The sequence below is a fragment of the Saccharothrix sabaoui genome, from assembly GCF_051756985.1.
GTDB lineage: Bacteria > Actinomycetota > Actinomycetes > Mycobacteriales > Pseudonocardiaceae > Actinosynnema.
This window is the reverse complement of sequence record NZ_JBPKJK010000104.1, coordinates 1-13800: the sequence shown is the minus strand read 5'-3', so window position 1 is coordinate 13800 and position 13800 is coordinate 1. Positions and strand designations below refer to the sequence as shown.

Sequence of the window (13800 nt, the reverse complement as noted above, 5' to 3'; positions counted from 1 at the left end):
GCGTGTCCGGGCGTACGCGAAGTGCGCCCACGACGGTACCCGCGACGCGTTCACGTTCCCCCCACAGCGCGAGGATGGGCCGTCGCGTAGACCTCGCGCAAGGTCGTGACCGTGACCAGCGTGTACACCTGGGTCGTCGTGACGGACGCGTGGCCCAGCAGCTCCTGCACGACGCGCACGTCCGCGCCGCCCTCCAGCAGGTGCGTGGCGAACGAGTGCCTCAACGTGTGCGGCGACACCTCGGCCTGGACACCGGCGCGCTCGGCGGCCTTCTTGAGCACGGCCCACGCGGTCTGCCGCGACAGCCGCCCACCGCGGGCGTTGAGGAACACCGCCGGGTTGGCGCGCTTGGCCAGCACCGGCCGGGCCCGGACCAGGTACGCCTCCAGCGCGGCCAGCGCGGGCCGCCCCACGGGCACGATCCGCTGCTTGCCGCCCTTGCCGTCCAGCAGCACGGTCCGCTCCTCGGCGTCCACGTCGTCCACGTCCAGGCCGACGACCTCGGAGATCCGCGCGCCGGTCGAGTACAGCAGCTCCAGCAGCGCCCGGTCGCGCAGGTCGGCGGGCCGGTCGCCGGGGGTGTCGAGCAGCCGGAGCACGTCGTCCACGGGCAGCGCCTTCGGCAGCCGCTTGGGCGGTTGCGGCGGGCGGACCTCGCGCGCCGGGTCGTGCGCGGTGATCCCCTCCAGGTGGGCGAACCGGTGCAGGCCGCGCACGGCGACCAGGGTGCGGGCGGCGGAGGACGCGGCCAGCCCGGACTCGCGCAGCGAGGCCAGGAACTCCCCGACCGCCGTCCCGGTGACGGCGTCGAGGTCGTCGATGCCGTGCTCGGCCAGGTGCGCGGTGTAGCGGCGCAGGTCGCGGCGGTAGGAGTCGAGCGTGTTGCGGGCCGTGCCGCGTTCGACGGCCAGGTGGTCGAGGAACGCGCCGACGACGGCTCCCGGCCCACCCGCTCTCGGCTTGCCCGCTTTCGGCTCGTCCGCTTTCGGCTCTTCCGCTGCTTCCGACACCACGTCCCGCAGTCTGGCCTGTGCGACCAGCGAGGTCTAACCGAGGAGCGGACCGAGGAGCCGTCGAAGCGGCGGACCAGCGGGTTCCGGCTCCCGGGGCGGACATGGGCTGTTAGCGTTTGCCGCGTGTCGGAACCCCACTCGGTGCGCATCGGCGACCAGCAGCGCGAGGAAGCGATCAGCGCGCTGAACGACCACTTCGCGGCCGGTCGCCTGGAGATCGGCGAGTACGAGCAGCGCGTCGGGTACGCCTCGGGCGCGCAGACGGCCCAGGAGCTGGCCGCGCTGTTCCAGGACCTGCCGCACCCGCACCCGGTGTTCCTGCCGCCGCCGCCCTCGTACCTGCCGCCGACCTCCGGGTACCAGCAGCCCGGTTACCAGCAGCCGGGGTACCAGCAGCCCGGCTACGGGGCACCGTACGGCCAGCCCTACTCCACCGCGGGCCACCCGCCCCCCGGCTACTACCCGCCCGGTTACAGCCCGAACGCCCCGTACGGCGTCGACCCGCTGACCGGGCAGCCGCTGTCGGACAAGTCGCGCGTCGCGGCGGGCGTGCTCCAGCTCCTGCTGCCGTTCGGCATCGGCCGGTTCTACACGGGTGACACGGCGATCGGCGTGGCACAGCTGCTGACCTGCGGCGGCTGCGGCATCTGGTCGCTGGTCGACGGCATCGTCCTGCTGGTCAACGGCGGCACCGACAGCCAGGGCCGCAAGCTGCGCGACTGAAGCGACTGGCGCGACTGGCGCGACTAGAAAGCCAGGTTGCGCCCCACCGCCCACAAAACTGCGACGACCACCACCGGCACCCCGACCTTCCGCGACAGCGGCGGAACGGGCCGCCCGGCGCGGTCGGCGCGGAACCAGCGCAGCCACAGCCACGCCAGCAGCGGCAGCCCGGCGACGAGCATCACCGCGTTGAACTGCCAGGCTGCGACGACGTCGCCGTGCAGCAGCGCGTGCACCATCCGCGTGGACCCGCAGGCGGGGCACTGGATGCCGGTCAACGCGTACAGCGGGCAGGGCGGGAGCAGCGACCCGGGCTGGTTCGGGTCGACGAACAGCAGCACGCCGCACCCGGCCACCGCCGCCGCGACCACCGCCCAGGGACTCCGCACCCGCCCATTATGTGCGGGAGGGGCGCCCCGCAGGACGCCCCTCCCAGCACGGACCTCGCCTCAGCCCTTCCCGCGAGGACCGAGCCTCAGTTCTTGACTCAGCCCTCCCGCAAGGACCGGGCTTCACCCCTCCGAACGACGGGCGAACCGCGTCGGCCGGTCGCGGAACGGCGCGTCGGCCGGACGCCCCGACGCGCCGCCGCTCACCACCGCGTGCGCGGCCAGCAGCCCGGCCACCGCGGGCCCGTTGACGATGTCCCCGGCCAGCGCCATGGCCACCGCCTCGTCGAGCGGGAAGGTCCGCGCCTCCAGGTCGGCCTCCTCCTCGCCCTGCACGTCGCGGTCCACGGTCGACAGGCCGCGGGCCAGGTAGACGCGCACCACCTCGTCGGTGAAGCCCGGCGACACGGCGACGTCCACCAGCGTCACCCACTCGGCCGCCGCCAGCCCGACCTCCTCGGCCAGCTCGCGCGCGGCGGCGTCCAGGGGCGGCTCGCTGCCCGCGTCGAGCAGGCCGGCGGGCAGCTCCCACAGCCGCCGCCCGATCGGGTGCCGGTACTGGTGGATGAGCGTGACGCCGCCGTCCTCGTCCAGCGCGACAACGGCCACGGCACCGAGGTGCTCGACCACCTCGCGCTTGGCCGTGCCGCCGCCGGGCATGGCGACCTCGTCCACGCGCAGCGCGACCACGCGGCCCACGTGCACGTCACGCGACGAGACGGTCGAGAACTCGTGCCGGGTCACTGCGCGACCACCGCCTCGACCGGCTCGGGGGACGAGGAGGTCAGCGGCAGCCGGTCCGCGAGCCGGTAGCCCAGGGCGGCCTTCACGAACGCCGCGAACAGCGGGTGCGGGCGGGTCGGCCGGGACTTCAGCTCGGGGTGCGCCTGGGTGGCCACGAAGAACGGGTGCACGTCGGCGGGCAGCTCGACGAACTCCACCAGCCGCCCGTCGGGCGAGGTGCCGGAGAACACCAGGCCCGCCTCCGCCAGCCGCTCGCGGTAGGCGTTGTTGACCTCGTAGCGGTGGCGGTGCCGCTCGGAGACCTCGGTCGACCCGTACGCGAGGGCCACCTGCGACCCGGGCACGAGCTTCGCCGGGTAGGCGCCCAGGCGCATGGTGCCGCCCATGTCGCGCTCGCCGGCGACCACGTCCTCCTGGTCGGCCATGGTGCTGATGACCGGCGCCCCGGTGTCCTCGAACTCGGACGAGTTGGCGTCCTCGATGCCCGCGAGGTTGCGCGCCGCCTCGATGACCAGGCACTGGAGACCCAGGCACAGGCCGAGCAGCGGGACGCCGCGGGTGCGGGCGTGCGTGATGGCACCGATCTTGCCCTCGATGCCGCGCACCCCGAACCCGCCGGGGATCAGGATCGCGTCGAGCCCGGCCAGCGCGTGCGAGGCGCCCGACGGCGTCCGGCACTCGTCGGACGGCACCCACACCACCTCGACCTTGGCGCGGTGCGCGAACCCGCCCGCGCGCAGCGCCTCGGTCACCGACAGGTAGGCGTCGGGCAGGTCGACGTACTTGCCGACCAGGCCGACGCGGACCGTCTCGGACGGGTTGTGGACGCGGTCGAGCAGGTCGCCCCACACCGTCCAGTCGACGTCGCGGAACGGCAGGTCGAGGCGGCGCACCACGTAGGCGTCGAGGCCCTCGCCGTGCAGCACCTTGGGGATGTCGTAGATCGACGGCGCGTCCACCGCGGCCACGACGGCGTCGGTGTCCACGTCGCACATGAGGGCGATCTTGCGCTTGAGCGCGTCCGGGATCTCCCGGTCGGCCCGGCACACGATGGCGTCGGGCTGGATGCCGATGTTGCGCAGCGCGGCCACCGAGTGCTGCGTCGGCTTGGTCTTCAGCTCGCCGGACGGCGCGAGGTAGGGCACGAGCGAGACGTGCAGGAAGAACACGTTGTCGCGGCCGACGTCGTGGCGCACCTGGCGGGCGGCCTCCAGGAACGGCAGCGACTCGATGTCGCCGACCGTGCCGCCCACCTCGGTGATCACCACGTCGGGCGTGACGCCGTCGGGGCCCGGCTCGGCCATGGCGCGGATGCGCCGCTTGATCTCGTCGGTGATGTGCGGGATGACCTGGACGGTGTCGCCCAGGTACTCGCCGCGCCGCTCCTTGGCGATGACCTCGGAGTACACCTGACCGGTGGTCACGTTCGCGTCGCCGGACAGGTCGCGCGCCAGGAACCGCTCGTAGTGGCCGATGTCCAGGTCGGTCTCGGCCCCGTCGTCGGTGACGAACACCTCACCGTGCTGGAAGGGGTTCATCGTGCCCGGGTCGACGTTGAGGTACGGGTCGAGCTTCTGCATGGTGACCCGCAGACCGCGGGAGGTGAGCAGCTGACCGAGGCTCGACGCGGTGAGACCCTTGCCGAGGGAGGAGGCGACGCCTCCGGTGACGAAAACGTGCTTGGTCGTACGTGCCTGCTGCACCAAGGAGGCTCCCGTGGTCAAGATTTACGCAGGGCTGACAGCCCTGTCCACGGGCCCTAACGCTAACACGCCGCCGGTCACCCAGCGCGCTGGTGGGTGCGGCGGGCCATCACTCGTCTGGCCCAAGAGCGTGGCGGGAAGATCGAGGACTGAGGGATGAAGGGCGTCCTCGCCGGACGGGCAGGCCCCGGGGGAGGGACGTGCGTCGATGCTCGACGGGCCGGTGGTGGGTGCGTGAGTACGTGGGTGCGTGGTAGCGGAGGTGCTGTTCACCGGCCTTCGAGGTGGCGTTCGACCCGCTGCGCGTTCTCGACCAGCCGCAGGCACAGGTGGCGGGTCCGAGCCAGGTCCTCGTCGGTGAAGCCGGCGAACACCGCCGCCATGGCGCGGGCGGTCGGTTCGCGGAACGCGGTCAGCCACTCGCGACCGGCGTCGGTGGCCTGCACGCGGACCGAGCGGCGGTCGTCCGGGTCCGGGACGCGGCGCACGAGCGCGTCGCGCTCCAGGGTGTCCACGAGGCCCGTGACGTTGCGCGAGGTGACGCCGGCGGCCTGCGCCAGCTCGCCGACGCTGAGGCCGTCGTCGGGTGCGGTGGACAGCCGGGCGAGGACGTCGAGCGCGCCCGCGCTGAGCCCCCGCCCGCCCGCGCCGCGCGACCGCAGCTTGTCCACGGCCTGGGCCGCGGAGCGGATCGCCGCCGCGGCCTCCAGGGCGAGGGTGTCGTCGCCGCCGGTGAACGTGGTCATCGAGGCGCGCACGCCCGAGTCGTACAGGAAGTCCTCGTCGTCAACGGCCAGGGTCGATTTATGTACGTCCTTCACAATGAAGTAGTACCACAAATCGGGTTGGAGGTCGGCGTCGTCAGCCGGAGGCGCCCGGCGCGGGGCTCTCGGCGTTGCCCGCCGCCCCGTAGCGGCCGGATTTGCCGTCCAGCTGTTCGCGCAGCGCCAGGACCGTCACCACCCGACCCGCGGCCAGGTCCAGGTTGTCCACCGTCGACAGCACGGACGTCGCCGCCGTGTCCGCGCGCACCACGCCCACCGGACCCGTCCCGTCCGCCGAGCCCCGCCCGCCGGCCAGCACGGCGCCCGCGCCCGAGCGGTCCAGCTGGGTGGCGAACCTGGCGACCACCGCCGCGCGGTCGCCCGCCGAGTCGCCCCCGACCGAACCGCCGGTCAGCACCACGGCCAGCTGCGCGGGGCGCATGCCCTGCCCCGGCTTGACGAACCCGGCGCCCGACAGGCCGCCCAGGGCCGCCGCGACCTCGTCGTCCGTGGCCTGCTGCCGGTTGTCGTCCTTGTTGACCAGCAGCACCGAGCCCAGCAGGCCGCCGGCGCGCGTGCCCGGGTCCGAGCCGGTGGGCAGCTTGGTGCCGGCGGGCTGGAGGCGGGCGACCATGCCCAGCAGCTGGTCGGCCTTGTCCGGGTCGGCGAACGCCTCGGTGAGCTGGAGCTCCCCGGTCACGGTCGCGCCGGCCGCGCGCAGCAGCTCGGCGAGCGCGTCGCGGTCGTTGGGGCGGGCGTCGGCGGTGGTCACCAGCACCACGCTGCGGCCGGCGAGCTGGTCCTTCACCGCCAGCGGGCCGATCGAGCCGGCGAACCGGTCGGCCTCGGTGAGCCGGGCGTCCAGCGCGTTGCGCTGCTCCTGCAACGACGCGACCTCGCGGCCCAGCTGGCTGTTGTCGTCGGTCAGCCCCGACAGCAGCCGCCCGCTGATCGCGGTCGAGCCGAGCACGACGCCCACGGCCAGCGCCAGGAACACCGCGGTGACGGAGACGATGTGGTAGCGCAGCGAGATCACGCGGACAACCCCTTCACCCACTCGACGACGGACCGGAACGCGTCGACCACGACGTCGACGTAGACCTGCCCGACCCCGGACACGAACAGCGCGGCGGCCATCGCGACCACCGCGGCCAGCACCAGCAGGACGATCGCGCCCAGCGACACCCGGCTGCGGTGCAGGGCGGCCACGGCGTGGCCGTCGACGAGCTTGTCGCCGAGCTTGAGCCGGGTGAGGAACGTCGACGGGTTCGACCCGGAGTTGCCGCGGTCGAGGAACTCGCGCAGGCCGGCCCGCAGGCCGACCGTGACGACGAGGCTCGCGCCGTGCGACTCGGCCAGCAGCAGCGCCAGGTCCTCGGCGTTGCCGGACGCGGGGAACGTCACCGCGCCGATGCCCAGGTCCTGGATGCGCTCCAGGCCGGGCGCGTGGCCGTCGGTCTGCGCGGGCACCACCACCTCCGAGGCCGCCCTCAGCGTCTCGGTGCCGATGCCGCCGGGGTCGCCGACGACGACGTCCGGCGTGAACCCGGCGGTGTGCAGCGTGTCCGCGCCCGCCTCGACGCCGAACAGGACGGGCCGGTGCTCGCGGACGTACTTGCGCAGTGCGCGCAGCTCCTCGGCGTGCCGGGGACCGCCGCACACGACCAGCACCTGGCGGTCGCGGATCGGCACGAACAGCTCGGGCACGCCCACCCCGTCGAGGATCAGCGCCCGTTCGCGGCGCAGGAACTCGATGGTGTTCGCGGAGAACGCCTCCAGCTGGGCCGCCATGCCCGCCTTGGCCTCGACCATGGCGTCGGCGACGGACTCGGCGGTCTGCTCGACGCCGCGCGCCACCTCCTTCTCGCCGACGAACACGCCGCCCTCGTGCAGCCGCAGCCGCGTGCCGTCCCCCACGTCCCGCAGCACGGCGGTGCCGACGCCGTCGATCAGCGGCACGCCGGCCTCGACCAGCAGCTCCGGGCCGAGGTTGGGGAACCGGCCGGAGATCGACGGCGAGGCGTTGACCACGCCGGCCACCCCGGCGGCGACGAGGGCCTCGGCGGTGCGGCGGTCGATGTCGACGTGGTCGAGCACCGCGACGTCACCGGGGACCAGCCGGCGCAGCAGGTCGCCCGTGCGTCGGTCGACCCGCGCGACTCCGGTGGCGCCCGGCAGTTCGTGGTGCGTGCGGTGGAGCAACCCGGAGAGCTTCATGCCCCCGATGGTGACCACGTCCCGGGCCGTTCGGCGGGCAACACGCCGAGTGGTCGGGGCTGGTCAACGGCGTTATAGCTCCACAGTGGACGAATTACCCCCGGTCGGGTGACGCCGGTCGTCGACCTCGTCCCGGTTGACCGGGCGCACCTCGATCACGGGCAGCGGGATGCCGAACGGCGGGGTGTCGACGTCGTCGTCCAGCGGGCCGGCGGTCGGGTCGCCGGCCACCGCCGCGTTCGACGGCCAGTCGTGCGCCAGCACGACCCCCGCGAGCACCGCCGCGGCCGCGACGGCGATCAGCCACGTGCCGGAGCCGACGAACTCGGGGTCCACCGGCCCGCTCCCCGACGCGTCGCCCGCCCCGTCGGCCGTGCCGAACAGCTTCGACGTGGTCTCCAGCGCCGCCCACAGCGTGCCGAGGAGCAGCCCGAGGCCGAGCACGGCGACGACCCGGCCGATCGCGGCGGACAGCGGTCGCCGGAGCTGGAGCACCGCGCCGAGCGCGACGAGCGCGGCGGCCACGACGAACGCGTAGCCGTAGACCGGGATGCGGAACCCGCCCTCCCCGGCGCTCACCTCGGACGTGGGGCCGAGGACCGGCTCCCAGGCGGTCCAGGCGTACATGACGGGTTCCTGGTCGGGGCCGAGGCCGCCGGCGGCGGTGAACCGGTTCATCACCCCGTACAGCGGGAACAGCGAGCCGAGGACGGTCAGCAGCGCCCCCGCGCACAGGGCGACGACCGCGGTGCCGCGTCGGGTCATGGTGGGGTCTCCTCGCCGGTCACCCGTCGGTGCAGTCGGTGCGGTCGGTGGCACCGCTCTCACCAGCAAAGCGGCCCGGGGGCGTCCGCGCACCCCTCCGAACGGGTGTGGGCACCACTGCGGATGCGGACACGGATGCGGACACGGGTGCGGACACGGGTGCGGGTGCGGGCACCGCTACCGGGGCAGACCGCGGCCGGAAGGAGGTCGGGGGTGTTCCGCCGGGGGGCGGTAGTCGGACTCCGGGAGGTGCGCCACCACGATCGCCTCCGGCGGGATGTCGTGGGGGCGGGTGTCGTCGTCCGCGTCGTCCGTGGTGGTCATGGCGGCAGTGGTCGTGACGTGGGAGGTGGGGCGGTGAGGTGCGGTGGGGTGCTGCGCGGGGGTGGGGTGCGGGGTGGCGGGGCGGCGGGTGTGCACCAGGGTCGCGCCCGCCGCGGCGACCACCGCGGACAGGACCAGCAGCCAGGTGCCCTCGCGGACCTCCTGGGCGTAGCCCTCGAAGTTGTGCGCGCTCGGCTCCACCGCCGCCGCCACGCCCATGCCCGTCGTCCAGACCGCGCCCGCCAGCAGGGCCGCGCCGGCCACCGCCGCGTACGTCGCCACCGGGGCGCGGCGGCCGGGCAGCAGGGAGCCGCCCGCCGCCACCAGCAGCACCGCCGCGGCCACCGTGATCGGCACGCCGTAGCGGGTGGCGCGGACGCCCAGCATCAGCTCCACGTCCACCTCGGCCGCGCCGGTCGTGGTCCGCCACGCGGTCGTGACGAAGCCCAGGTCCGGGTCCGCGGCGCTGCCCTCCCAGAACAGCGGCAGGAACGTCCCCGCCACCGCCGCGACGGCGGCCACCACGAGCAGCACGGCGCCCCAGGGGCGTCGGCTCACCTGCCGCGTCCCTTGCGGCGCACCACCGGCGCGCTGTCCTTGTCGGCCTTCGCCGCCGCCAGCAGCTCCTCGGCGTGCGCGCGGCCGGTGTCGGTGGAGTCCATGCCCGCCAGCATCCGGGCCAGCTCCACCACCCGCTGCGCCTCGTCGAGCCGCCGCACGCCGGAACGCGTGAGGATGCCGTCCGCGGTCTTGTCGACCACCAGGTGCCGGTCGGCGAACGCCGCCACCTGCGGCAGGTGCGTCACCACGATCACCTGGTGGCTGCGCGCCAGCCTGGCCAGCCTGCGGCCGACCTCGACCGCCGCCCGACCGCCGACACCCGCGTCGACCTCGTCGAACACCAGCGTCGGCACCGGGTCGGAGTGCGACAGCACCACCTCCAGCGCCAGCATCACCCGGGACAGCTCACCGCCCGACGCGCCCTTGTGCACGGGCAGCGCGGGCGCGCCGGGGTGCGCGATCAGCCTCAGCTCCACGTCGTCCACGCCCGAGGCGCCGGCGTGCAGCAGCCTGCCGTCGACCTCCACGGCTTGCGCGTCGCCCTTCTCCGCCACCCGGGGCCGCACCGCGACCTCGACGGTGGCGTGCGGCATCGCCAGGCCGGTCAGCTCGTCGGACACCGCCTTGCCCAGCTCCTCGGCCGCGCCCGTGCGGGCCACCGTCACCTGCCGCGCGTACACCGCCAGCTCACCGGCCAGCTCGTCGCGCCGCGCGGCCAGCGCCGCCAGCGCCTCGTCGGAGGTGTCCAGCCCGGCCAGCCGCGACGACGCGTCCTGCGCCCACGCGATGACGCCGTCGACGTCCGCCGCGTACTTGCGGGTCAGCGACTTCAGCTCGGACTGGCGGGCGAGCACCTGCTCCAGCCGCGCCGGGTCCGCGTCCAGGTGCTCCAGGTACGAGTTGATCTCCGCGCCCACGTCGGCGAGCAGCGTCTCCGCCTCCACCAGCCGGGGCTCCAGGTCGCGCAGCTTCGGGTCGTCCGAGGCGACCAGCCGCCGGCGCGCCTCGCCGATCAGGCCCAGCGCGCCGGGCACGTCCGGGTCGCCGTCCGGGGACCCGGCGACGGCGTACTGCGCGCCCGACGCGGCCTCGCGCAGCTGGTCGGCGTCGGCCAACCGGCGCGCCTCGTCGACCAGCTCCTGGTCCTCGCCCGGCTTCGGGTCGACCGCGTTGATCTCGGCCAGGCCGTGCCTGAGCAGCTCGGACTCGCGGGCCAGCTCCCGCGCCCGCTCGGTGCGCTCGGTCAGCTCGGTCGCCACGCGCAGCCACTCGTCGCGGATCTTCCGGTAGGCGCGCAGCGGTTCGGCGACCTCGTCACCGGCGAACCGGTCGAGCACCGCCCGCTGCTCGGCGGGCCGCAGCAGCCGCAGCTGGTCGTTCTGCCCGTGCACGGCCAGCAGCTGCTCGGCCAGCTCGGACAGCACGCCCACCGGCACGGACCGCCCGCCCAGGTGGGCGCGGGACCGGCCGTCGGCGCCCACCGTGCGCACGGCGATCACGCTGCCGTCGTCGTCGGGCTCGCCGCCGACCTCCTCGGCGACCTTCGCCGCCGGGCTGCCCGCGGGGGCCTGGAAGCGGCCTTCGACCACCGCCTTCTCCGCACCGTTGCGCACGCGCGACGCCTCCGCCCGGCCGCCACCCAGCAGGTGGAGGCCGGTGACGACCATCGTCTTGCCCGCGCCGGTCTCGCCCGTCACCACGGTGAAACCGGGGTCGAGCTCAAGGGTGGCCTCGTCGATCACACCGAGGCCCTGGATGCGCATCTCGGCCAGCACGACTCGAACACTACTGGGCGATACCGACGGACCGCGTGCTCGGGGGCGGGTGTCCCGCTGTTGATCTCCGCCGGTCACCCGCCCGGTGGCGCTACGGGGCGGACGGTCCGCGCCACCCCTGCACCGGCAGTTCGAACTTCTCCACCAGCCGGTCCGTGAACGGCCCCTGCCGCAGCTTGATCAGCCGCAACGGGGTGCTGCCCTCCACCACCTCGACCCGCGCGCCCGGCGGCAGGTCGATCGTGCGGCGGCCGTCCGCGGTCAGCACCGCCGGGTAGCTCTCCGGGTCCACCTCCAGCGCCACCACCGACGACGGCGACACCACGAACGGCCGGGCGAACAGCGCGTGCGCGTTGCTCGGCACCACCAGCAGCGCCTGCACGTCCGGCCACACCACCGGCCCGCCCGCCGAGAACGCGTACGCCGTCGACCCGGTCGGGGTCGCCACCAGCACGCCGTCGCAGCCGAACGCCGACACCGGCCGCCCGTCCACCTCGACCACCACGTCCAGGATGCGCTCCCGCGTGGACTTCTCCACGCTGGCCTCGTTCAGCGCCCACGTCGTGCCCAGCACCTCGTCGCCGGCGAACGCGGTCACGTCGAGCGTCATCCGCTCCTCGACCTCGTAGTCGCGGTCCACGACGTGCCGGATCGCCTCGTACAGCGCGTCCGAGTCGGCCTCCGCGAGGAACCCGACCCGCCCCAGGTTCACGCCCAGCACCGGCACCCCGGCCGCGCGCGCCAGCTCCGCCGCCCGCAGCAGCGTGCCGTCACCGCCCAGCACGAACACCAGCTCGGCGCCCTCGGCGGACTTCTCGTCGGCCACCACGACCTCGGCGTAGCAGGACGGGTCCAGCTCGGGCGCCTCGTCCTCCAGCACCCGCAGCCTCACGCCGCCCGCCGAGAAGCGGGACGCGACCTCCTGGGCGACCAGGACGTTGCTCCGCCGGCCGGTGTGCACGACCAGCAGGATCTCCCGGGCCATGCCGTTCCCCTCCGTTGGGGTCCTCACTGGGGACCTTCCGTCACGGCCGCGCGCACGAGCGCGGCGGCGGTGTCCTCGTCCAGGGGGTCGCCCCGGCGCAGCCAGGCGAAGAACTCGACGTTGCCCGACGGCCCCGGCAGCGGGCTCGCGGTGACCCCGTGCAGGCGCAGCCCGAGACCGGCCGCGGACGCCACGACGTCCAGCACCGCCTCGGCGCGCAACCCCGGGTCCCGCACCACACCGCCCGACCCCAGGCGTTCCTTGCCGACCTCGAACTGCGGTTTCACCATCGGCAGCAGGTCGCCCCCCTCGTCGAGGCACCCGGCGAGCGCCGGGAGCACGAGCCTCAACGAGATGAACGAGAGATCGGCCACCACCAGTTCAACGGGACCGCCGATGTCCTCCGGCGTCAACGCCCGCACGTTCGTCCGGTCCTTGACCACGACCCGGTCGTCCGTCCGGAGCCGCCAGTCCAGCAGGCCCCGCCCGACGTCGGCCGCCACGACCTGCCGGGCTCCCGCGCGCAGCAGCACGTCGGTGAACCCGCCGGTCGACGCGCCCGCGTCCAGGCAGCGCCTGCCCGCGACGGCGACCCCCGGGAACGCCTCCAGCGCGCCGACGAGCTTGTGCGCGCCCCGCGAGGCGTAGTTCGGGTCGTCGTTGTCGCGCACCAGCAGCGCGGTGTCCAGCCCCACGGCGGTCGCCGGTTTCGTGGCCACGGTGCCCTGGACGGTCACCTTGCCCTCGGCGACGAGCTGGCTCGCGTGCTCCCGGGACCTGGCCAGTCCGCGGCGGACCAGTTCGGCGTCGAGCCGAGCCCTGCGCGGCACCGGCTCAGACCTTGTCGATGCTGGACAACGCGACGGTCAGCGCCGTGTGCGCGTCGTCGAAGCGGGCCACGTGCTCGACCACGTCCAACTGCTCCAGCCCGTCGAGGCCCGCCAGGGCGTCGTCGATCCCGGCCACGGGGTCGCGCGGCGGGCCGGGGAGGGGAACCTCGAAGCTCACGGTTTCACGGTAGCCGATGCAGGATCGACAGGTCGGCCGCGACGTGCGTCGGGCGGCGGTCCTCGGGCAGTGCCTTCGCCTCCGCTTCGGTGGACACGCCGGTGAGCACCAGCAGCGAGTCCATGCCCGCGTTCACCGCGCCCGCGATGTCGGTGTCCAGCCGGTCGCCCACCACCAGCGGGCGCTGCGCGCCGGCCGACTTCGCCGCCTGCTCCAGCAGCGGCGTCGCGGGCTTGCCCGCCACCAGCGGTTCGACGCCGGTGGCCGTGCGCAGGGCCGCGACCAGCGCCCCGTTGCCGGGCAGCAGGCCGCGTTCGGTGGGCAGCGTCGCGTCCACGTTGCAGGCCACCCACTTCGCGCCCGCCCGGACCGCCACGCACGCCTCGGCGAGTTCGCGCCACCCCAGGTCCTGCGACAGGCCCTGCACGACCGCCGCCGCGCCCGCCGCGTCCCGGGTGGGCTCGAAGCCGCGCACCCGCACCTGCTCGGCCAGCGCGTCCGTGCCGAGGACCAGCACCCGCTCGCCCTGCGGCACGAGGTCCAGCAGCATCGCCGCGCCCGCCTGGGCGCTCGTGCTCACCTCGTCCACGTTCGTGCGGAAACCCAACTCGTTCAGGTGCTCGGCGACGTCCTCGGGCGACCGGGACGCGTTGTTGGTGACGAACCGGATCGCGGAGCCGTGCTCCCGTGCCGCGGCCACCGCCTCCACCGCGCCGGGCACGACCTCGCGCCCCCGGTACACGGTGCCGTCGAGGTCCAGCAGCAGAGCGTCGTAGCGGGCCAGCAGCACGGGCGCCTCCATCCGTTCGGTCACCACAGGTGCCACAAG

General features: G+C 74.5%; 15 protein-coding genes. 1 reads left to right on the top strand and 14 read right to left on the bottom strand.

Annotated features, from left to right (window positions below; all coding sequences use genetic code 11):
• Positions 1–50: 50 nt before the first annotated feature.
• A complete protein-coding gene (gene xerD / locus ACR807_RS27440; protein ID WP_438924310.1) occupies positions 51–1013 on the bottom strand; it encodes a site-specific tyrosine recombinase XerD in 963 nt (320 codons plus the stop codon).
• A gap of 123 nt (positions 1014–1136) precedes the next feature.
• Here xerD and ACR807_RS27435 point away from each other — a divergent pair, with 123 nt between their 5' ends.
• Positions 1137–1736 carry a DUF1707 domain-containing protein gene (locus ACR807_RS27435; RefSeq protein WP_438924309.1) on the top strand — a complete coding sequence of 200 codons (600 nt, stop codon included), beginning with the start codon at positions 1137–1139 and terminating at the stop codon, positions 1734–1736.
• A gap of 23 nt (positions 1737–1759) precedes the next feature.
• On the opposite strand, the gene ACR807_RS27430 is transcribed toward ACR807_RS27435, so the two are convergent.
• The 13 genes from ACR807_RS27430 to ACR807_RS27370 form a co-directional block, all read right to left on the bottom strand.
• Positions 1760–2125: a DUF2752 domain-containing protein gene (locus ACR807_RS27430; protein ID WP_438924308.1), complete on the bottom strand. Its 366-nt coding sequence runs from the start codon at positions 2123–2125 to the stop codon at positions 1760–1762.
• A gap of 123 nt (positions 2126–2248) precedes the next feature.
• Positions 2249–2869, bottom strand: a complete 621-nt coding sequence (locus tag ACR807_RS27425; RefSeq protein WP_438924307.1) for an NUDIX domain-containing protein — start codon at positions 2867–2869, stop codon at positions 2249–2251.
• Entirely contained in the window at positions 2866–4572 is a 1707-nt protein-coding gene (gene pyrG / locus ACR807_RS27420; protein WP_438924306.1) for a CTP synthase, read from the bottom strand. Before pyrG ends, ACR807_RS27425 begins: the two co-directional genes overlap by 4 nt.
• 269 nt (positions 4573–4841) lie before the next feature.
• Complete coding sequence (locus ACR807_RS27415; protein ID WP_438924305.1) at positions 4842–5393, bottom strand: MarR family winged helix-turn-helix transcriptional regulator; 552 nt, start codon at positions 5391–5393, stop codon at positions 4842–4844.
• Between the two features lie 40 nt (positions 5394–5433).
• Positions 5434–6372, bottom strand: a complete 939-nt coding sequence (locus tag ACR807_RS27410; protein WP_438924304.1) for a copper transporter — start codon at positions 6370–6372, stop codon at positions 5434–5436.
• Positions 6369–7553 carry a putative cytokinetic ring protein SteA gene (gene steA / locus ACR807_RS27405; RefSeq protein WP_438924303.1) on the bottom strand — a complete coding sequence of 395 codons (1185 nt, stop codon included), beginning with the start codon at positions 7551–7553 and terminating at the stop codon, positions 6369–6371. Before steA ends, ACR807_RS27410 begins: the two co-directional genes overlap by 4 nt.
• 72 nt (positions 7554–7625) lie before the next feature.
• A complete protein-coding gene (locus ACR807_RS27400; protein WP_438924302.1) occupies positions 7626–8318 on the bottom strand; it encodes a hypothetical protein in 693 nt (230 codons plus the stop codon).
• Positions 8319–8495: 177 nt separating this feature from the next.
• The gene (locus tag ACR807_RS27395) at positions 8496–9200 is read right to left on the bottom strand and encodes a hypothetical protein (RefSeq protein WP_438924301.1); all 705 of its coding nucleotides are present in this window, start codon (positions 9198–9200) and stop codon (positions 8496–8498) included.
• Positions 9197–10978: a DNA repair protein RecN gene (gene recN / locus ACR807_RS27390; protein WP_438924300.1), complete on the bottom strand. Its 1782-nt coding sequence runs from the start codon at positions 10976–10978 to the stop codon at positions 9197–9199. Before recN ends, ACR807_RS27395 begins: the two co-directional genes overlap by 4 nt.
• A gap of 91 nt (positions 10979–11069) precedes the next feature.
• Positions 11070–11963, bottom strand: coding sequence for an NAD kinase (locus tag ACR807_RS27385; protein ID WP_438924299.1), 894 nt, complete (start codon positions 11961–11963; stop codon positions 11070–11072).
• A 23-nt stretch (positions 11964–11986) separates the two neighbouring features.
• Positions 11987–12793 carry a TlyA family RNA methyltransferase gene (locus ACR807_RS27380; RefSeq protein ID WP_438924298.1) on the bottom strand — a complete coding sequence of 269 codons (807 nt, stop codon included), beginning with the start codon at positions 12791–12793 and terminating at the stop codon, positions 11987–11989.
• A gap of 4 nt (positions 12794–12797) precedes the next feature.
• Positions 12798–12971, bottom strand: a complete 174-nt coding sequence (locus ACR807_RS27375) for a hypothetical protein (RefSeq protein ID WP_438924297.1) — start codon at positions 12969–12971, stop codon at positions 12798–12800.
• Positions 12972–12975: 4 nt separating this feature from the next.
• Positions 12976–13797 carry an HAD-IIA family hydrolase gene (locus ACR807_RS27370; protein ID WP_438924325.1) on the bottom strand — a complete coding sequence of 274 codons (822 nt, stop codon included), beginning with the start codon at positions 13795–13797 and terminating at the stop codon, positions 12976–12978.
• Between the last annotated feature and the right edge of the window lie 3 nt (positions 13798–13800).